Source organism: Pseudochelatococcus sp. G4_1912 (assembly GCF_047501465.1).
Classification (GTDB): Bacteria; Pseudomonadota; Alphaproteobacteria; order Rhizobiales; family Beijerinckiaceae; genus Pseudochelatococcus.
This window is the reverse complement of record NZ_JAZDRL010000001.1, coordinates 322,133-339,790: the sequence shown is the minus strand read 5'-3', so window position 1 is coordinate 339,790 and position 17,658 is coordinate 322,133. Positions and strand designations below refer to the sequence as shown.

The window sequence follows — 17,658 nt, the reverse complement described above, 5'->3', positions numbered from 1 at the left end:
CGTGGCGCACTGGCTCTATAAATCCGAACCTGACACCTGGTCATGGGATCAGCAAGTGGCGCGTGGTGAGGCAGGTGAACACTGGAATGGTGTGCGCAATTATCTGGCCCGCAAGCATTTGCAGGCGATGAAAATTGGCGATCAGGGATTTTTCTACCATTCGAACGAAGGCAAAGCCATCGTCGGCGTTGTCGAGGTCATCAAGGAATATTACCCAGACCATACGGATGAAACAGGCCGCTTTGGCATGGTGGACCTCAAGGCAATCAAGTCGCTAAAGCGACCAGTAACTTTACAGGAAATCAAGGACGATCCGCGCTTGAAAGACATGGTACTTGTCAACAACATGCGCTTGTCAGTCCAGCCTGTTACAGATGCCGAGTGGGCAATAATTCTAGCGCTTGGCGGACTGGAATCCTGATACTTTTCAACTTTAAGCGCAACATTAGCATAAAGTGGAATACCTCAAAGACTTGCGGCCAACCCTCCGCTGCGCCTACATTCTAATGATATAGATCCGCAAAAGGATCGTGACGAAAAATCTGCGAAGACCAGTCCAATGATTGCCTCAACGTAGACGTGCGGGAGAGAAACGATGTCAGAGCATATCCACAACGTCACGGATGAATGGGCGAAGCGCGCCTTTATCGACGAACAAACCTATCATGAATGGTATGCACAATCCGTCAACGACCCTGAGACTTTCTGGGGCGAACACGGCATGCGCCTTGATTGGTTCACACCTTATACCAAGGTCAAGAATACCTCATTCGCGCCGGGTAATGTCTCAATCCGCTGGTTCGAAGATGGCACGCTGAACGTCGCCCACAACTGCATCGATCGCCATCTGCCAGAACGCGCTCATCAAACCGCAATCATCTGGGAGGGCGACGACCCATCGGAATCACGTCATATCACGTATCAGGAATTGCACGACCGCGTGGCAGAGCTCGCCAATGTGTTGCGCAACCGCGGCGTGGAAAAGGGCGACCGTATTACCATTTACCTGCCAATGATCCCGGAAGCTGCTTATGCCATGCTCGCTTGTGCACGCCTGGGTGCTGTGCATTCGCTCGTTTTTGCCGGCTTCTCACCTGACTCGTTAGCAAGCCGTATTGAAGACTGCGGATCAAAGTTCGTCATCACTGCGGATGAAGGCCTGCGTGGCGGACGCAGAGTGGCGCTGAAAGCCAATGTTGATGCGGCATTGAAGCGGGTTTCGGGTGTTGAACACGTCGTTGTCGTGCGCCGCACAGGGGGCGAAGTGGAGATGGAACCAGGCCGCGACGTCTGGTACCATGAAGCCATCGAACAGGTCACGACCGAGTGCCCGGCAGTAGAGGTCAATGCGGAAGATCCGCTTTTCATCCTTTACACGTCGGGTTCAACCGGCAGGCCAAAGGGCGTACTGCACACCACGGGTGGTTATCTCGTCTACGCAGCGATGACCCATCAATATGTCTTCGATTACCATGAGGGTGATATCTATTGGTGCTCGGCGGATGTGGGCTGGGTGACGGGTCATAGCTATATCGTCTATGGCCCACTCGCTAATGGCGCTACGACGCTGATGTTCGAGGGCATCCCTACCTATCCCGATATCTCCCGGTTCTGGCAGGTGGTTGATAAGCATAAGGTCAACATCTTCTACACCGCGCCAACGGCCATTCGCTCGTTGATGCAAGCGGGCGATGAGCCGGTAAAATCGACATCGCGCGCTTCCTTGCGGTTGCTGGGTTCAGTCGGTGAGCCTATCAACCCTGAGGCATGGGAGTGGTATTACCGCGTCGTTGGCGATAACCGCTGCCCGATAGTTGATACCTGGTGGCAAACGGAAACAGGCGGCATCCTGATAACGCCCCTTCCCGGCGCGATTGCACAAAAGCCAGGCTCTGCAACTCTGCCATTCTTCGGCATCAGACCTGCAATTGTTGATACAGAGGGCAAGCCTATTGAGGGTGCAGCCGAAGGTAACCTGGTCATTACTGATAGCTGGCCAGGGCAAATGCGTACTGTCTATGGCGATCATAAACGCTTCGAAGAAACCTACTTCGCAACCTACCCCGGCACCTACTTCACAGGTGACGGCGCACGCCGCGATGCTGATGGCTACTACTGGATTACCGGACGTGTTGATGATGTCATCAACGTCTCTGGTCACCGGATGGGCACGGCTGAAGTGGAATCAGCACTCGTTGCACATGCCAAGGTATCCGAAGCTGCCGTTGTTGGTTATCCGCATGATATCAAGGGACAGGGCATCTATGCTTATGTCACTTTGATGGAAGGTGAAGAGCCATCGGACGAGCTGCGCAAGGAACTTGTAGCATGGGTGCGCCGCGAAATTGGCCCCATTGCCTCGCCGGACTTGATCCAGTTTGCACCAAGCCTGCCCAAGACACGATCCGGCAAGATTATGCGCCGCATCCTGCGTAAAATAGCTGAGGATGAGCACGGCAATCTGGGCGATACCTCAACGCTGGCTGATCCAACAGTGGTTGAGGATCTCGTAGACAACCGTCAAAATCGGCACAAAGCCTAAGAGATACTTCTAATGAGTGATTTCCCCTGGCGCTTACAATGCGCCAGGGGTTTTTCATGCAAATTCAGTCAGGCAGGAAACGAAGGTACTTGCTACGAATGGCGGAATAAGCATCCCGATCATATTCAAAGAAATAATCCAATTCGTTCTCATCTACGATGCGAGCGCCAAAGCGTTTGTGGAATTCCACAACCCGTTCATTATTCTTCCGTACATCGAAATGCGCTTTAGGATAATGCAAGGAAAAGAAAGCAAAGTCGTAGATCAATAACGCTGACTCAACGGCCGCACTTTTGGGTGCATCCTTTGATAATATCCAGCTGCCCCAACAGAAACTGTTATCACGGATATCATAAATACGAATTGTTCCGATCGCTTTTCCTTCATAATTGCAGATAATGAAGTAAAAATCAGTCGTGCTTTTCAAATAATTACGTAAATAATTTACCTGAGATTCAACCTCAACCGAGGTATGAGACAAGTACTTATTTTTATCTGGATTGGTCCGCATTTCGACAATGAACTCAGCATCGTCAAGGTTTACTTCTCTGAAATAAATCGATTTTCCACGAACATATGGCTTCATTTCTTCTTAATTCCCCCCGTCTCAATAACGCTCTCAATTAAACGAACACTGCAGAAAAGCCAACATATTCGCCCCTAAAGCAGTTTACGTTCAACTCGAATATTCAAATGAACGCAAGAACAACCTGATATAAAACGCTAATCTTCCGCATAAAGATCAGCGCGCGTTGGCGGAAGCCCGGAAAGCCCACGTGCACGTTTTGAAGCCAGCGTCTGAAAAATACCGATAGTACCGCGTTCGAAACCGAGTGACACGCCAGCAAGATATAGCAACCAAAGCCGTGTTTTTGCTTCGCCCACTTCTGTTATCGCCGCTTCACGGTTTGCATTCAGACGCTCACACCACAGCCGCGTTGTCCGCGCATAATGCTCCCGCCAAGCCTCGACATCATGCACTTCAAAACCATGTCGCTCGATGCTTGTAACAGTGCTGCCAATATGGTCGAGCTCTGCGCCGGGAAAAATATAGTTGATAATGGCCGCATACTCAGGCCGCTTACGCCGGAAAGCGCGTTGGTTCTTCTTGGCGGGACGGGTGATCGCGTGATTGAGCAACAGCCCACGTGGACGCAGCAGCGCGTGCAATTTACTGAAATACGCTGCGTGATTATCCAACCCCACGTGCTCAAACATGCCAATGGAGGCGATCTTGTCGAACTCGCCTTCAAGCTCACGATAATCTTTCAGCTCAACAGTCACGCGATCGCCAAGGCCAAGGCGATCAATCTTTGCAACGGTATGATCGTATTGCGCTTGCGACAACGTCACACCATGCGCGTGCACGCCATAATGCTGGGCTGCGTGACAGATTAGCCCTCCCCAACCAGAGCCAATATCGAGAAAACGCTCTCCGGCTTTTAACCGCAACTTGCGGCAAATCATGTGAAGCTTAGCCTGCTGCGCCTCTTCGATATCCGCCCCCCAAGTGGGAAAGTATGCGCAAGAGTACTGCATCTCCGGATCGAGAAAGAGCTGATAGAAAGCATTCGAGACATCGTAATGAAACTGCACCAGCGCCTTGTTATCACGCCCCTGTGCATCTTTTGCTGTCTGCTCGCCTGTAAAAGCGTAAGTGCTGCCAGCTTCCGCTGTTGGCGCGGAGGCTTTGCCCGTGCCAAACAAAAATGGCGCCAGGGCTTTTATCAAAAGTATCTTATCAAGACGCTTCCACAATTTCTTGCCAGCAACCCCGCGTCTTGCCACGACATCAAGCAGAGTGCCGCCTGCGATATCGATATCACCCGCTCCCAGCAACTCCACCAACGTAGGCAGGCGTGGCGAGCGTACCAGTCGCGTCAGCGTTTCAGGTGAGCGGATAACAATAGCAACATCACCGGTGGCTTGGGTACCCAAAGGCACTGTTTCGCCATTCCATAATCGAACAGACAGATCGATCTGCAATTCATCCGCAACATGCACCAACAATTTACGGATTGCTACCAGTCGCTTATCGATCTTATCGCTCATCAAGGCCCTCATTTATAAATGCATCAGACGGGTATTATGAATCGCGCGCGGGTTTGTCACGCCCTCTGTCGTGCGGAAATAGTGCGGATTATGAAAATCATCGAAAGATCAGAAATCGCTCGCGATGCCCTTGACTTCCCAATCGTCATAGCGCACCGGTTCCAATCCGCCCCGCCCATTGACTTCGCGACGCTCAGCCAGAGCATTCGCTTTGCCATCGATGGCGGCACGTCGCTTAGCTGCTTCGGCCAAGGCGCGCTCGGCAGCCGGTGTCAGCTTTTTGCTGGTGACTGGCATTGGCTGAAGCTGCCGGTCTGAAGTATGCGGGTGAGAAAGCGGACTGTCGGATGGCGAGGCCATAACGTCTCCTGACGGTGAATAAGTTTAATCGTGGCGTATATTAAGGAAACATCAGCGTGCAACGCAACAGGCCCGGAAATAATGACCCCCGACATTCTCCTGATGGCCCCCGCCGTCCGGCACGTCCGGCTGTTACGCCAAGGGGGCTTCCGGCGCGGCGCGTCGCTGCTTACGCATTGCTCGATATAACACAAGAACGCATGCCGCTCGATGAAGCGCTGGAGAAGCAGTTCGGCCAAGGTGACGGCCTATTGCTTGATGACCGCGATCGCGCACTGGCACGCGCCATCGTCACGTCTGCACTACGACGGCTTGGCACGATCCATGCTGCGCTTGATGAGCGTATGCCCAAAGGCATCCCACCCAAATCCGGCCTGCTGGCAGAAATTCTAATTATCGGCGCTGCCCAGATTTTGCTGCTGGATGTTCCTGATCGTGCCGCAGTTGATCTTGCTGTTCATCACGCCAAGGCTGACCGGAAAGCATTCCCTTATTCCAAGCTCGTCAACGCCGTGCTGCGGCGGATCGCGGAATCGCGGGAAGATATTCTGGCTGACACCAGCGCCTCTGAGGGGCCTCGCTGGCTCACTGAACGCTGGCGCAAGACATATGGCGCTGAAGTAACGCAAGCCATTGCCGATGCGCAACGCCATGAGCCAGGCATCGATATTACCGTTAAATCGGATGCCGCCGGTTGGGCTAAACGGCTCGATGGCCTGCTGCTGCCAATCGGATCTATCCGCCTGAATGATCGTGCACAGGTCGCAACGCTTCCCGGTTATGATGAGGGCGAATGGTGGGTGCAGGACGTAGCCGCAAGCCTGCCTGCGCTACTAGTCAAACCTAAAGCGGGCGAACGCATTCTCGATATGTGCGCAGCCCCCGGTGGCAAAACGGCGCAACTTGCATCCGCAGGCGCAAAGGTTACAGCGTTGGATCGTTCTGCAGAGCGTCTCAAGCGCCTGTCAGAAAACATGAGCCGCCTGAAGCTTGATGTAACGGTGGTTGCTACCGATGCCCGTCATTTCAGCGACAAGCCGTTTGATGCTGTATTGCTCGATGCACCTTGCTCAGCCACGGGCACAATCCGCCGCCATCCTGATGTCGCATGGACCAAGCAGCCTGACGAAATTGCAAGCCTCACCTCGTTGCAATCTTCCTTGCTGGACCATGCAGCCAAGCTTGTCGCCCCCGGCGGACGCCTTGTTTACAGCACCTGCTCGCTAGAGCCTGAAGAGGGCGAAGCCCAGGTTACGGCTTTCCTTGCCCGCCATTCAAACTTCACACGCTCTCCGATTGAGGCTGCTGAGGTGGGTGGATTGGCCGAATCTATCAACGCGCAAGGTGAAGTTCGCACCCTTCCTCATTACCTGCCGAACGAAACACCGCGCCTTGCCGGACTCGATGGTTTCTTCGTTGCCCGGCTGGTGCGCAAAGACGATTGAGTTCAGATACTTAAAAACAACCTGGAATAGTGCGGTCACTTACGATCGCACTAATCATCTAACTAATTGATATTACAGATATTATAATTTTCAACAGTGCCTACCTTGGCATTAAGGCGGGCGCTGCAAAACCTGTTTAATCGCTGTGGATTGATTTTGCGCAGTAACCTTTCGTTTACGGCATAAGGCGAAATCCATTTCATCACCGCCTCGAAACACGCATATGCGTGTAATATCTTTCTCGCAGTCTCGCTGCTCATCGTCTGGTTGGAAATGCACGCAACGGTATCTGGTATGGCCTTCATGGCATCTGGCGAACGACACGAGCGCCTCTACCCAGCCCACACCGCCCATGAGCGGTGGGAACGACCTTCTGCCGGGCGAGGACGCGCGCGCCGTAAAATTTCTCTAATTTCCTTCATACTAAGCGCAGCACTGTTTGCTGGCCTTGTTGCCATTGCCGTGCTTTCGCCCGCGCCAAGTGATGCGCCATCCAACTCGCCAGCGGTCACAGCCTATGTCGCGCAGCCAACCCCGGCTATTGATGCGCTAGGCGACAAGTTGATGCAGAAGCCAAATATCTGGACCTTGCTAGCTGCTCCTGAACAGCTGTTCCAGCTGCGCTCGCGTGAACTGCTGGAGCTTTCAGCAACCTACACCGCGCGAGAGCATGGTTTGGGTGGCCGTGAAGATGTGCTGACTTTTGGTAGCTTCGGCGGCCACGACTTGCATCTACACTTCGCCATTTACCGCATGGGCAAAGAGGCTCCCCGCCCGTCCACCTTCTTCGTTGACCTTGCGCGCCGTTCGGCAGAATCTGGCGTTGGCGTGGTTAGCACAGGGCGCGCTATTGCTCAGGAAACGAAATTCGGACCAGCGGAAATCGCTGATGCCACCCTCAGTTACAATGGCGATGAGCGTCAGTGCAAAGCATTCCGGCTAACGGTTCCAGCAAGCGGCCAAGCTTATCAGATGTCCGGCTGGGCCTGCGATGAAACACCTGTTACACCAAACGAAATAGCCTGTTTCGTGGACCATTTGGCCCTGACAGCGGCTGCTGATAGCGCAGGTTTATCGGCGCTTTTCACCAGCGCCAATCAGCACCAGCGCCCCGAGTGCGGTGGCATACCGATCCCCGTTCCCCCCGAAGGCGAGTAAACACTTCCGCCCGAATCAAAAGGCCCGGCACTTATGTACCGGGCCTTTATTTTAGAGTGCCTGACGTTCTGATTGAATCAAAACTGCGCTCCAAATCCCATATTTTGCAATTTGCATTCATTTGAATAATCAAATTAAACGCAAACTGCTCTAGAGCACTCTGCAATGCCTATTGGGTCAGCACTTCCAGCTCGCGGATTACCGCGTCGCCCACTGCACCTGTGCCAACTGTATTTGCGCCGGGGGCTGCAATATCCTTGGTGCGAACGCCTGCTGCCAACACATTAGCAACTGCCTGTTCCACGATATCAGCCTGCTCGCCAAGCCCGAACGAATAGCGCAGCGCCATGGCGAATGAGCCAATCATCGCCAACGGATTGGCAAGCCCCTGCCCTGCAATATCCGGCGCTGAACCGTGCACAGGCTCATAAAGAGCACGACGCTTCCCGGTCACGGGATCCTCCGCCCCGAGCGATGCCGAGGGCAACATGCCCAGCGAGCCCGTGAGCATTGCTGCAACATCGGAAAGCAGATCACCGAACAGATTATCCGTCACGATAACATCAAACTGCTTGGGATTGCGCACGAGCTGCATGCCACAATTATCAGCCAGAATATGTTCCAGCGCGACATCAGGATAGTCCTTATGCACCTCACTGACGACCGCATGCCACAGCACCCCGGTCTTCATCACGTTGCGCTTTTCGGCAGAGGCCACACGCCCGCTGCGCTGGCGCGCCAACTCAAATGCGACGCGCGCTATACGATCAATCTCATGCGTCGTATAAATCTGCGTATCGACAGCTCGCTTTTCGCCGTTCTCCAGCGTGACGATCTCCTTCGGCTCCCCAAAATAAACGCCGCCAGTCAACTCGCGCACGATAACAAGATTGAGGCCATCGACATATTCCCGCTTCAGCGCGGAAGCCTCAGCCAATGCCGGATAGCAAATCGCCGGGCGCAGATTGGCAAACAGTCCAAGATCCTTGCGTAAACGTAACAGGCCAGCTTCGGGGCGCTCGCTGTAAGGCACCTGATCCCATTTAGGGCCGCCAACAGCACCGAAAAGTACTGCATCTGCCGCTAGTGCCCGCTCCATGGCAGCATCCGTAATCGCAACACCATGTGCATCGAAGGACGAGCCACCGACGAGATCCTTCTCAATCTCAAACTTGGCCAGCCCCCGCTTTGAGAACCACGCGACAAGCTTCTCAACCTCGCCTGCAACCTCAGGACCAATGCCATCACCAGGCAGAAGCAACAGATTATAGGATGTCATTGATCGACGCCTCTTTCCGTTTTGTCACATCCGCGACCCCTTGCCCCCATAGAAGCATTATCGTGGATCATCTTCTCATATACCTGCAGCCGACTTTGGTATCAAATCCACGGATGCGCCGCTGCATTTCGGGTCTCATACTCGCCGATGTCGGACGCCTTTTCCATCGTCAAGCCAATGTCATCTAGACCATTGAGCAAGCAATGTTTCCTGAACGCATCAATATCAAAAGCCACCACTTCGCCATCGGATGCAGAAATTGTCTGCGCCTCCAGATCAACCGTCAGGCGCGCGTTTTCACCGCGACGTGCATTTTCCATCAGCAGATCGAGCTGTTCCGGCGTTACACGGATTGGCAGAATGCCATTCTTGAAGCAATTGTTATAAAAAATATCGGCAAACGACGTAGAGATCACGCAACGAATGCCAAAATCGAGTAACGCCCACGGCGCATGCTCACGCGATGAACCGCAACCAAAATTATCGCCTGCCACCAGAATTTGCGCGTGTCGATAAGCGGGCTTGTTGAGCACGAAATCGGGATTTTCCGAACCATCTTCATTCAGCCGCATCTCTGCGAACAAGCCTTTTCCAAGCCCGGTGCGCTTGATGGTCTTCAGGTATTGCTTGGGAATGATCATATCCGTGTCGACATTAACGATTTCCATCGGCGCCGCCACGCTGGTCAACTGATTGAACTTATCCATTGTCAAAATCCCTCGGCTGATATGCCTTGTTTATCAGCCCATTGAATCGGTTTGTTGAGAACCTGAATCCGCCTCGGCCTGCTGCTCGATCGCTTCCATATCCTCATCCGAGAGGCCAAAGTGATGGCCAATCTCGTGCACCAGCACATGGGTGATCAAGCTGCCCAGTGTCTCTTCATTGTCGGCCCAATAATCCAGAATGGGCCTGCGATACAGAAACACCATATTGGGCATCTGTCCGGTCCATAACTGGCCGCCACCCTGCGCTAGCCCACTACCGTGAAACAGGCCAAGAAGGTCAAACGGCGTTTCGCATTCCATTGCTTCAAGCGTCTCATCATCGGGAAAATCCTCGATACGGATGACCACATCGCGCGCTAATTCCTGAAATGCCTCCGGCAGGGCGGCGAATGCAGCTGCTGCCAATTCCTCAAATACATCGAGGCCGGGAGCCATAGCATCACGCCAGAATGCGCCACCCTGCGTGCTCATAAATCACCCCGCAGTTGCAAGATGAACAGAACCGCCAGCACGGCAAACGCAATCACCGCAAGACCGCGACCGATACGCTTGCCCCAGATCTCGATTGGGTCTGGCGTTTCATCATTCATGTTCAGCGCCAATCGCGAACATCAACAAAGCGTCCGGCAATTGCCGCTGCTGCTGCCATTGCCGGTGAAACAAGATGGGTGCGCCCCTTAAAGCCCTGCCTGCCCTCAAAATTACGATTAGAGGTGGAAGCGCAGCGTTCACCTGGCTCCAGCTTGTCAGCATTCATAGCAAGACACATAGAGCACCCCGGCTCACGCCACTCAAGGCCGGCATCTATGAAAATGCGATCCAGCCCCTCTGCCTCAGCCTGCAGCTTGACGAGGCCAGACCCTGGCACAACCATCGCCTTGACGCTCTCATGCACCTTATGGCCCGCCACGATCCGCGCAGCCGCACGCATGTCCTCAATCCGCCCATTGGTGCAGGAACCAATAAACACGCGATCAACCGTGATATCTGTGATTTTTGTACCAGGCTTGAGGCCGATGTATTCTAACGCCCGCCATTTGGCCTGGCGCTTCATCTCATCGGCGATCTCATCTGGATTAGGTACAATGCCTGCAACCGACACGACATCCTCAGGGCTTGTGCCCCAGGTAACAATTGGCGGCAAGCGCGCCCCATCTAGCACGACTTCGCGGTCAAAGAAGGCGCCTTCATCCGTGCACAGGCTTTGCCAATAGCGCACAGCCGCATCCCACGCCTCACCTTGGGGGGCCTTTGGGCGCCCCTTCAGATATTCGTAGATCTTCTCATCAGGCGCCACCATACCAGCACGCGCGCCACCTTCGATCGTCATGTTGCAAACCGTCATGCGGCCCTCAACAGACAGCGACCGTATCGCCTCACCAGCAAATTCGATCACGTGGCCGGTGCCACCGGCCGTACCGATCTCGCCAATGATCGCCAGCACAACATCCTTGGCTGAAACACCTTCAGGCAATTGGCCATCAACGGTAACGCGCATGTTACGCGCTTTGCTCTGGATCAAGGTCTGGGTAGCAAGTACGTGCTCAACCTCAGAGGTACCTATACCGTGCGCCAACGCCCCAAACGCCCCGTGTGTGGAGGTGTGGCTATCGCCGCAGACAATTGTGGTGCCAGGCAGCGTAAACCCCTGTTCGGGCCCGACAACGTGCACAATGCCTTGGCGTTTATCACGCTCATTGAAGTACTCAACGTCGAAATCCTTTGCGTTCGCGGCAAGTGTCTCCACCTGCATGGCGCTTTCAGGATCGTCGATACCTTTTGAGCGGTCCGTAGTCGGCACGTTATGATCAACCACAGCAAGCGTGCGCGCAGGTGCCCGCACCTTGCGGCCTGCCACGCGAAGCCCTTCAAAAGCCTGTGGGCTTGTGACCTCATGCACCAAATGGCGATCAATATAGAGCAGGCAGGTACCATCCTCCTGCTGGGAGATGACGTGGTCATCCCAGATCTTGTCGTAGAGAGTACGAGGCTTGGTGGTGTCGTTCTGGTGGGCGCTCATGGCCTAACCTTCAATAACGTAGAGACGCGGCTATTGCATCAGACCAAAAAGCGGATACCGCTTTTTAGGTAAATCTGATGCACAAACAAATGATTAGAGCGCCAGACGTTCTGATTGCATCAGAACTGCGCTCTAATTTCTATATTTTACCGCAACTTGCGTTCAATTTGGTGAACCAACTTGAACGCAAACTGCTCTAGAGCAAAATGCCGACTCAACTTGAATCCATTCTGCTTTCATTACGCGCATCGTCTCAAGATTGAACGGGGAATGTCAATTACCATCCGCGCATCGGTTCAACGCGGGCATATCTGACGCCGGTCCTTCCGACGTCAGCGGATAAGGCCGGCCGCAATTGATGCGGTGAAACGCCCAAAGAAGCGCCATGGAAGTCTTGCATGGTCGTGGATCGCAGCAAATTCCTGCGTCGTCGGCCATTTAAGCCGCGAGGCCTTCCACGCTGCAGCGCGCGCCATCGATGATAAGGACACAGGCGATCTATTCATAAGAACAATTCTTAACACACCCCCCAAGGGCGAACAATTCTTTTATAGCGAGGCCGCACACGAAACAAAATAACAAAAAGCGGCCCACAGAGACTGGAGCCGCTTTTCAAATTTGATCAAACGCCTTGGCGTTCAAGCTTTACTCTGCTGCTGGCGTAGCAGCAGCTGCTGCCGCTGCGGCTGCAGCCTTCTTCGTCACGCGGTTCTTGTCAACGCGCTCGGCGATACGCGCAGACTTACCACGGCGGTCACGCAGGTAGTACAGCTTGGCGCGACGCACCTTACCAAGGCGAACAACCTTGATGGATTCGATGATTGGCGAGAACAGTGGGAACACGCGCTCCACACCTTCACCGTATGAAATTTTACGAACCGTGAAGCTCTCGTCGATGCCCGAACCGCCACGTGCGATCACAACACCTTCGTAAGCCTGAATACGGCTGCGCTCACCTTCCTTAACGCGAACGTTCACGATCACGGAATCGCCAGGCTGGAATGCTGGTGTCTCACGTGTTGCGGAAAGCTTGGCCATCTGCTCTAGTTCGAGCTCTCTAAGAATGCCGACCATAATCTAATACTCCTGCCGATGCGCCTTTGCGACGCTAGCGTTTCGGTGCGCTGTTTTCAGTTGATTCCCGTGGCTTCACGCCGATTAACCAACATGATTAAACCCAAGGGATGGTGGCATATACACGACCCACGTCGTATTGTCGAGCGGGTTGGGCGAGATCAAACTGCCTTTAAGACGTTTTCTTGATCAAAAGATCAGGTCGGCGCTCCCGCGTGATCCGCAGCGCCTCCGCCTGACGCCAGCGAGCAATAGCCGCATGATTGCCAGACAGCAGCATATCAGGGATCGCATGCCCCTCCCACTCACGCGGACGCGTGTAATGCGGATATTCGAGCATCCCGGATTCAAAGCTTTCTTCAGTGCCCGAATGCACGTGCCCCATGACACCCGGCAACAGCCGCACGCAGGCATCCAGCATGACCATGGCACCCAGTTCGCCGCCAGAAAGAATGTAATCGCCGATAGAGACTTCTTCGAGGTTCCGACCTGCGATTACTCGCTCATCCACCCCCTCGAAGCGGCCACATACAATGACAGCCCCCGGCCCATCAATGAGCTCTCGCACCCGCCCCTGTGAGAGAGGCCGACCACGTGGGCTCATTAAAAAACGGGGGCGTTCATCACCGTGTGGACAAACCGCATCAATCGCAGCAGCCAGCACATCAGCACGCAGCACCATACCAGGACCGCCTCCGGCAGGCGTGTCATCAACACTGCGGTGGCGGCCAAGGCCGTGGTTGCGAATATCATAAGCGTCGAGCGACCAATCGCCGCGCCGCATCGCTTCACCCGACAGGCTGATGCCCAACGGCCCCGGAAACATTTCCGGAAACAGCGTCAAGACAGAAGCCCGCCAGCAATCAGCTTTCGGGGCGTTCATCATCGTCATCGGAAAATAGCGTTTCAGAGGTGATCACAACCCGCTTGGCAGCAACATCCACCACCGGCACAAACGCCTTGGTGAATGGCAAAAGCGCAGAAGCACGCCGCCCCACCTTTGCAGATGGCTGGATTTCAATCACATCACCACCGCCGAAATCATGGAATGCTATCAGCTGGCCAATCACCTCACCCGTAGCATCCTCAACCCGCGCGCCGATGATATCAGCTTGCAGGAACTCATCTTCTTCAAGCTCAACCTGCAGACGCGCCCGTGGCACATAAAGACACACACGGGTGAGTGCCTCCGCCGCTTCGCGGCTCGTCATGCCTTCAACACGCGTCACGAACATGTCGTGAGTACCGGGAACCTGCCGCAGGCCTTTAAGAACGATACTCGTACCGTCCTCACGCTGCAGCGGATTGTAAGCAATGATGCCTGCAGGATCGCCAGTGTAGGATTTCAGCCGCACTTCACCGCGAACGCCGTGTGCGCGGCCGAATTCCCCAACGAGGACGCGGTCCTGTTTTACGTCAACCATGATCCGCGTCCGTAATAATTATGCTTCAGCAGGTGCTGCAGCAGCGGCTGCTGCCTCAGCGGCGGCTGCGCGCTCAGCTGCACGCTCTTGTGCCTTCTTGCCTGGCGCACCCTTGTTAGGGTTGTTGCGTGCAGGGCGCTTAACAACGCCAGCTGCATCAAGGAAGCGCAGTACACGATCGGTAGGCTGTGCGCCCTTGGAGATCCAGTCCTTCGCCTTTTCAATATCAAGCGTGATACGTGCTGGATCGTCCTTAGCCTTCAAAGGATCGTAGGAGCCAACGCGGTCGATGAAGCGACCATCGCGTGGCGAACGTGCATCAGCAACAACGATACGGTAGTAAGGACGCTTCTTGGAACCACCGCGGGCGAGACGAATCTTGAGAGACATTTGTTAGGTTTCCTTTTTAACAAACTGTATTTAAAGAGTTATTTCTTTTTTCCGAATGGATTAAACGATCCACCCGGTTTACCGAGGCCAGGTAATCCGCCGCCTGCTCCACCAAGACCGGGGAGTTTGGGCATGCCCAATCCGCCACCACCCATACCCGGAGGCAATGGCGGCAGGCCGCCCGGCAGTCCACCTGAAAGACCACCTGGCAATTGCTTCTTCATCTCCTCCAGCGCCTCTGGCGTAATCTTGGAGGGGTCGATATTTGGCATGCCGCCGCCAAGGCCGAACATGTTGCCGAGCGCGCCCGCGATACCACCGCGACCGCCTTTGCCCATGGCTTTCATCATGTCCGCCATCTGGCGGTGCATTTTGAGGAGCTTGTTGACGTCCTCAACCTTTGTGCCTGAACCTGCAGCGATGCGCTTCTTGCGGCTGGCCTTTAGCAAATCCGGCGTGCAGCGCTCCTTCGGCGTCATCGAATCGATGATAGCCTTCTGGCGGCCCAACACACGTTCATCCAGATTGGCGTTATCAAGCTGGCTCTTCATCTTGGAAATGCCAGGCATCATGCCCAACATACCCTTCATGCCACCGATGCGCTCCATCTGGCTGATCTGATCGCGCAGGTCGTTCAAATCGAACTGGCCCTTGCGCATCTTTTCGGCCATACGCACGGCTTTTTCAGCATCAATCGATTCCGCAGCCTTCTCGACCAGCGATACGATATCGCCCATACCGAGAATACGGTTAGCTACCCGCTGCGGATGAAAATCTTCCAGCGCATCAATTTTCTCGCCAGTACCAACGAGCTTGATCGGCTTGCCGGTAACAGCGCGCATGGAAAGCGCAGCACCGCCGCGTCCATCACCATCCATACGGGTGAGAACGATACCAGTAACACCCAGGCGAGCATCGAAGGCACGGGCGGTATTGACCGCATCCTGACCAGTGAGGCTATCAGCGACGAGCAGCACTTCATGCGGATCAGTCGCGGCCTTAACCTCAGCCACTTCCACCATCAACGCTTCATCGATGGTGACGCGCCCGGCGGTATCAAGCATCACGACGTCATAACCGCCAAGGCGGCCGGCTTCCATAGCGCGACGTGCAATTTGCACTGCCGTCTGCCCAGGAATAATCGGCAATGCATCGACACCAACCTGCTTGGCAAGAACAGCAAGCTGCTCCATCGCAGCTGGACGACGCGTGTCGAGCGAAGCCAGCAGAACCTTGCGCTTTTCCTTATCCGTCAGACGGCGCGCGATCTTTGCCGTTGTCGTGGTTTTACCGGAACCCTGCAGCCCCACCATCAGGATGCCAACAGGTGGCAACGCATCAAGGCTGATGGTGACAGCATCCTTGCCCAGCATCTCAACGAGCTGGTCATGGACAACCTTGACCACCATCTGGCCCGGCGTCACCGATTTGATAACATTGGCCCCAACGGCTTCAGCCTTCACCTTGTCGGTAAAGCTGCGTACAACTTCGAGGGCCACGTCGGCCTCAAGCAACGCACGACGCACCTCGCGCAAAGCCGTGTTGACATCAGCCTCAGTCAGCGCACCGCGACGGGTGAGCGTATCAAGAATACCTGAGAGCTTTTCTGAGAGGTTTTCGAACATGGCTATCTCCGGTTATCCGTCAGATGGTCGCAGGCACACAGACGCCAACAAGCACACCCCTATCACACGACAGGATGTGCAAACGCCAACATTGAATGTCCAGACCCGACAGAAGCACTATGCGACTGCCTGTTTCGCCAACCATGCAATTCTCCATGACCGCCCAAAAACCCAGCATGCGCAAAACCAAACGCGCCCGAGGGCGCATCGCGCTGTCGGACGTTGACCTCCGGCCAAGAGAAACTCCCGGACACGGTCGGCGGCTCACGAACAAAGGTTCGGGCAGATATTCTGGTCTTATGCAGCCACGCAGGGGCGCAAGTCAACCCTAAATCAAATCACATGCGCAACAAATCAAGGGCATGAGCTAGTTGATGGCCTTATCAGGCGCATTCTCGGATGGAGCAGCCGGCTCTATTGCAGGTGCAACATCTGGCATCGGACTAGCTGCGGGTGCGGCTGATGAAGGCGACTCTGGAGGCCTGGTTTCTTGCGCCGGCACACCCTCCTGCTGCTTGGTTTCAGGAGCTATCTCCTTAGCGGCATCTGGCACAGTAAACTCAGATGCACTCTGTGCTTCGGCTGGCGCAATGGCCTTTGGAGCTTCTTGCGATTGCTCCTTTGGCCGCACATAGATGTAAACCTCAAGCGCTTCATCAGTGGGATTCGTGAGATCCGTCACATATTCTTCAATGAAAGTATCCTGCACCACAACATTCTTGCCATCGAGATAGGTCGTGATCGCCTCGTAGGCCGTATCAATATCATCATAGGGCGAGGCGTGCACAAAGCGGAAAGCCTTTCCGGATGGACTTTCTCCTAACCGCACAGCAGGCAGTGGCTGCTTGGCCTCGCTGCCTGTCGCAAATTCTGCAGCTGCTTGCTGCAATGCTTCATCTGCATTGGCACCCGCTTCATCGATTGACACGGGCAACATGGCATCAAAGCGAAAGCCGGAATCATCCGTCTCGGTGAAAACAGCGAATGGTCTGCCCACGACATCAAACCCTGCCGCCATAACGATTTCATCAAGCTGCTTGAAAGCAGCTGCCAAATTATCGAATCCCTTTTCCCAAGTGCTCTGTGATGAAAGCATCAGGGTCTTGCGTGGCGCAATCTCAACCTCATCCAGACCGCCTGAATTGGTTGGCGCAGGCGCTAGTGTTGTGAGTGAAGGATCCGCATTTTTACTTGCCGTTTCATGAGCGCCTAATGAGAGACCCGCCGCATAGGGAATAAAAGGTGTGACAGGCGTATTTTGTGCCGGCACCTCATCGGCTGATAAAGCAGGCGTAACGCCGGCCAATTCCATACCGCCCATAACCGTGACGAGCGCGGCCAGCATAAGGAACCATGAACGCACAGGCATTATTTGCTCCACACAAGACAGTCAGACGGCATCAGCAAGGCCGTGGTGTTTCCGGTTAAAGCAAAATGCGACAAACAAGAAGCGCAATCTTGCCCTCTAGCCATTCGCATTTGGTTTAAGCCATAAGCTGAGAACAGAATGCCTTTCATGAATCCGCAAGCGACTGCATAATAACCCATTGCATAAATGATA

20 protein-coding genes are annotated in these 17,658 nt (G+C 54.5%); 4 read left to right on the top strand and 16 right to left on the bottom strand.

What is annotated here, in order from left to right:
- Position 1 precedes the first annotated feature (1 nt).
- Positions 2–421 carry an EVE domain-containing protein gene (locus VRZ32_RS01610; RefSeq protein ID WP_414523695.1) on the top strand — a complete coding sequence of 140 codons (420 nt, stop codon included), beginning with the start codon at positions 2–4 and terminating at the stop codon, positions 419–421.
- A gap of 174 nt (positions 422–595) precedes the next feature.
- On the top strand, positions 596–2,542 hold the full coding sequence (gene acs / locus VRZ32_RS01605; protein WP_414523694.1) for an acetate--CoA ligase: 1,947 nt from the start codon (positions 596–598) through the stop codon (positions 2,540–2,542).
- Between the two features lie 64 nt (positions 2,543–2,606).
- Here the strand turns inward: acs and VRZ32_RS01600 are convergent, their stop codons facing one another.
- The 3 genes from VRZ32_RS01600 to VRZ32_RS01590 form a co-directional block, all read right to left on the bottom strand.
- Entirely contained in the window at positions 2,607–3,128 is a 522-nt protein-coding gene (locus VRZ32_RS01600; RefSeq protein ID WP_414523693.1) for a GNAT family N-acetyltransferase, read from the bottom strand.
- A 137-nt stretch (positions 3,129–3,265) separates the two neighbouring features.
- A complete protein-coding gene (locus VRZ32_RS01595; RefSeq protein ID WP_414523692.1) occupies positions 3,266–4,594 on the bottom strand; it encodes a class I SAM-dependent methyltransferase in 1,329 nt (442 codons plus the stop codon).
- A 108-nt stretch (positions 4,595–4,702) separates the two neighbouring features.
- The gene (locus VRZ32_RS01590; protein WP_414525001.1) at positions 4,703–4,891 is read right to left on the bottom strand and encodes a DUF1674 domain-containing protein; all 189 of its coding nucleotides are present in this window, start codon (positions 4,889–4,891) and stop codon (positions 4,703–4,705) included.
- 119 nt (positions 4,892–5,010) lie between these two features.
- On the opposite strand from VRZ32_RS01590, the gene rsmB reads away from it, so the two are divergent.
- Together rsmB and VRZ32_RS01580 are read left to right on the top strand one after the other, a co-directional pair.
- Entirely contained in the window at positions 5,011–6,399 is a 1,389-nt protein-coding gene (gene rsmB, locus VRZ32_RS01585) for a 16S rRNA (cytosine(967)-C(5))-methyltransferase RsmB (protein WP_414523691.1), read from the top strand.
- A gap of 303 nt (positions 6,400–6,702) precedes the next feature.
- A complete protein-coding gene (locus VRZ32_RS01580; protein ID WP_414523690.1) occupies positions 6,703–7,557 on the top strand; it encodes a hypothetical protein in 855 nt (284 codons plus the stop codon).
- A 169-nt stretch (positions 7,558–7,726) separates the two neighbouring features.
- On the opposite strand, the gene leuB is transcribed toward VRZ32_RS01580, so the two are convergent.
- The 13 genes from leuB to VRZ32_RS01515 form a co-directional block, all read right to left on the bottom strand.
- Positions 7,727–8,836 (bottom strand): 3-isopropylmalate dehydrogenase, encoded by a 1,110-nt coding sequence (gene leuB / locus VRZ32_RS01575; protein WP_414523689.1) that lies wholly within the window; start codon positions 8,834–8,836, stop codon positions 7,727–7,729.
- Positions 8,837–8,937: 101 nt separating this feature from the next.
- Positions 8,938–9,543, bottom strand: a complete 606-nt coding sequence (leuD, locus tag VRZ32_RS01570) for a 3-isopropylmalate dehydratase small subunit (protein WP_414523688.1) — start codon at positions 9,541–9,543, stop codon at positions 8,938–8,940.
- A gap of 33 nt (positions 9,544–9,576) precedes the next feature.
- Positions 9,577–10,035, bottom strand: coding sequence for a metallopeptidase family protein (locus VRZ32_RS01565; protein WP_414523687.1), 459 nt, complete (start codon positions 10,033–10,035; stop codon positions 9,577–9,579).
- Entirely contained in the window at positions 10,032–10,154 is a 123-nt protein-coding gene (locus VRZ32_RS01560; protein WP_414523686.1) for a hypothetical protein, read from the bottom strand. The genes VRZ32_RS01565 and VRZ32_RS01560 overlap by 4 nt, the downstream gene beginning before the upstream one ends.
- 2 nt (positions 10,155–10,156) lie before the next feature.
- Positions 10,157–11,584 carry a 3-isopropylmalate dehydratase large subunit gene (gene leuC / locus VRZ32_RS01555; protein WP_414523685.1) on the bottom strand — a complete coding sequence of 476 codons (1,428 nt, stop codon included), beginning with the start codon at positions 11,582–11,584 and terminating at the stop codon, positions 10,157–10,159.
- 332 nt (positions 11,585–11,916) lie between these two features.
- Positions 11,917–12,090, bottom strand: a complete 174-nt coding sequence (locus VRZ32_RS01550; RefSeq protein WP_414523684.1) for a hypothetical protein — start codon at positions 12,088–12,090, stop codon at positions 11,917–11,919.
- A gap of 139 nt (positions 12,091–12,229) precedes the next feature.
- Positions 12,230–12,658 (bottom strand): 50S ribosomal protein L19, encoded by a 429-nt coding sequence (gene rplS / locus VRZ32_RS01545; RefSeq protein WP_414523683.1) that lies wholly within the window; start codon positions 12,656–12,658, stop codon positions 12,230–12,232.
- Between the two features lie 172 nt (positions 12,659–12,830).
- Entirely contained in the window at positions 12,831–13,550 is a 720-nt protein-coding gene (trmD, locus tag VRZ32_RS01540; RefSeq protein WP_414523682.1) for a tRNA (guanosine(37)-N1)-methyltransferase TrmD, read from the bottom strand.
- Complete coding sequence (gene rimM / locus VRZ32_RS01535; protein ID WP_414523681.1) at positions 13,522–14,082, bottom strand: ribosome maturation factor RimM; 561 nt, start codon at positions 14,080–14,082, stop codon at positions 13,522–13,524. Before rimM ends, trmD begins: the two co-directional genes overlap by 29 nt.
- A gap of 18 nt (positions 14,083–14,100) precedes the next feature.
- The gene (gene rpsP / locus VRZ32_RS01530) at positions 14,101–14,472 is read right to left on the bottom strand and encodes a 30S ribosomal protein S16 (RefSeq protein ID WP_414523680.1); all 372 of its coding nucleotides are present in this window, start codon (positions 14,470–14,472) and stop codon (positions 14,101–14,103) included.
- A 38-nt stretch (positions 14,473–14,510) separates the two neighbouring features.
- Positions 14,511–16,097 (bottom strand): signal recognition particle protein, encoded by a 1,587-nt coding sequence (ffh, locus tag VRZ32_RS01525; protein WP_414523679.1) that lies wholly within the window; start codon positions 16,095–16,097, stop codon positions 14,511–14,513.
- A gap of 19 nt (positions 16,098–16,116) precedes the next feature.
- Positions 16,117–16,242: a hypothetical protein gene (locus tag VRZ32_RS01520; protein WP_414523678.1), complete on the bottom strand. Its 126-nt coding sequence runs from the start codon at positions 16,240–16,242 to the stop codon at positions 16,117–16,119.
- A 222-nt stretch (positions 16,243–16,464) separates the two neighbouring features.
- Positions 16,465–17,466, bottom strand: a complete 1,002-nt coding sequence (locus VRZ32_RS01515) for a GyrI-like domain-containing protein (RefSeq protein ID WP_414523677.1) — start codon at positions 17,464–17,466, stop codon at positions 16,465–16,467.
- Between the last annotated feature and the right edge of the window lie 192 nt (positions 17,467–17,658).

What these genes read in the sequence shown, in the direction of transcription:
- acs (WP_414523694.1), top strand. Translation starts at nt 596, where the DNA reads ATGTCAGAGCATATCCACAACGTCACGGATGAATGGGCGAAGCGCGCC.
- VRZ32_RS01600 (WP_414523693.1), bottom strand. Translation starts at nt 3,128, where the DNA reads ATGAAGCCATATGTTCGTGGAAAATCGATTTATTTCAGAGAAGTAAAC.
- VRZ32_RS01595 (WP_414523692.1), bottom strand. Translation starts at nt 4,594, where the DNA reads ATGAGCGATAAGATCGATAAGCGACTGGTAGCAATCCGTAAATTGTTG.
- VRZ32_RS01590 (WP_414525001.1), bottom strand. Translation starts at nt 4,891, where the DNA reads ATGCCAGTCACCAGCAAAAAGCTGACACCGGCTGCCGAGCGCGCCTTG.
- VRZ32_RS01580 (WP_414523690.1), top strand. Translation starts at nt 6,703, where the DNA reads ATGGCATCTGGCGAACGACACGAGCGCCTCTACCCAGCCCACACCGCC.
- leuB (WP_414523689.1), bottom strand. Translation starts at nt 8,836, where the DNA reads ATGACATCCTATAATCTGTTGCTTCTGCCTGGTGATGGCATTGGTCCT.
- leuD (WP_414523688.1), bottom strand. Translation starts at nt 9,543, where the DNA reads ATGGATAAGTTCAATCAGTTGACCAGCGTGGCGGCGCCGATGGAAATC.
- VRZ32_RS01565 (WP_414523687.1), bottom strand. Translation starts at nt 10,035, where the DNA reads ATGAGCACGCAGGGTGGCGCATTCTGGCGTGATGCTATGGCTCCCGGC.
- VRZ32_RS01560 (WP_414523686.1), bottom strand. Translation starts at nt 10,154, where the DNA reads ATGAATGATGAAACGCCAGACCCAATCGAGATCTGGGGCAAGCGTATC.
- leuC (WP_414523685.1), bottom strand. Translation starts at nt 11,584, where the DNA reads ATGAGCGCCCACCAGAACGACACCACCAAGCCTCGTACTCTCTACGAC.
- VRZ32_RS01550 (WP_414523684.1), bottom strand. Translation starts at nt 12,090, where the DNA reads ATGAATAGATCGCCTGTGTCCTTATCATCGATGGCGCGCGCTGCAGCG.
- rplS (WP_414523683.1), bottom strand. Translation starts at nt 12,658, where the DNA reads ATGGTCGGCATTCTTAGAGAGCTCGAACTAGAGCAGATGGCCAAGCTT.
- trmD (WP_414523682.1), bottom strand. Translation starts at nt 13,550, where the DNA reads ATGACGATGATGAACGCCCCGAAAGCTGATTGCTGGCGGGCTTCTGTC.
- rimM (WP_414523681.1), bottom strand. Translation starts at nt 14,082, where the DNA reads ATGGTTGACGTAAAACAGGACCGCGTCCTCGTTGGGGAATTCGGCCGC.
- rpsP (WP_414523680.1), bottom strand. Translation starts at nt 14,472, where the DNA reads ATGTCTCTCAAGATTCGTCTCGCCCGCGGTGGTTCCAAGAAGCGTCCT.
- ffh (WP_414523679.1), bottom strand. Translation starts at nt 16,097, where the DNA reads ATGTTCGAAAACCTCTCAGAAAAGCTCTCAGGTATTCTTGATACGCTC.
- VRZ32_RS01520 (WP_414523678.1), bottom strand. Translation starts at nt 16,242, where the DNA reads ATGGTTGGCGAAACAGGCAGTCGCATAGTGCTTCTGTCGGGTCTGGAC.
- VRZ32_RS01515 (WP_414523677.1), bottom strand. Translation starts at nt 17,466, where the DNA reads ATGCCTGTGCGTTCATGGTTCCTTATGCTGGCCGCGCTCGTCACGGTT.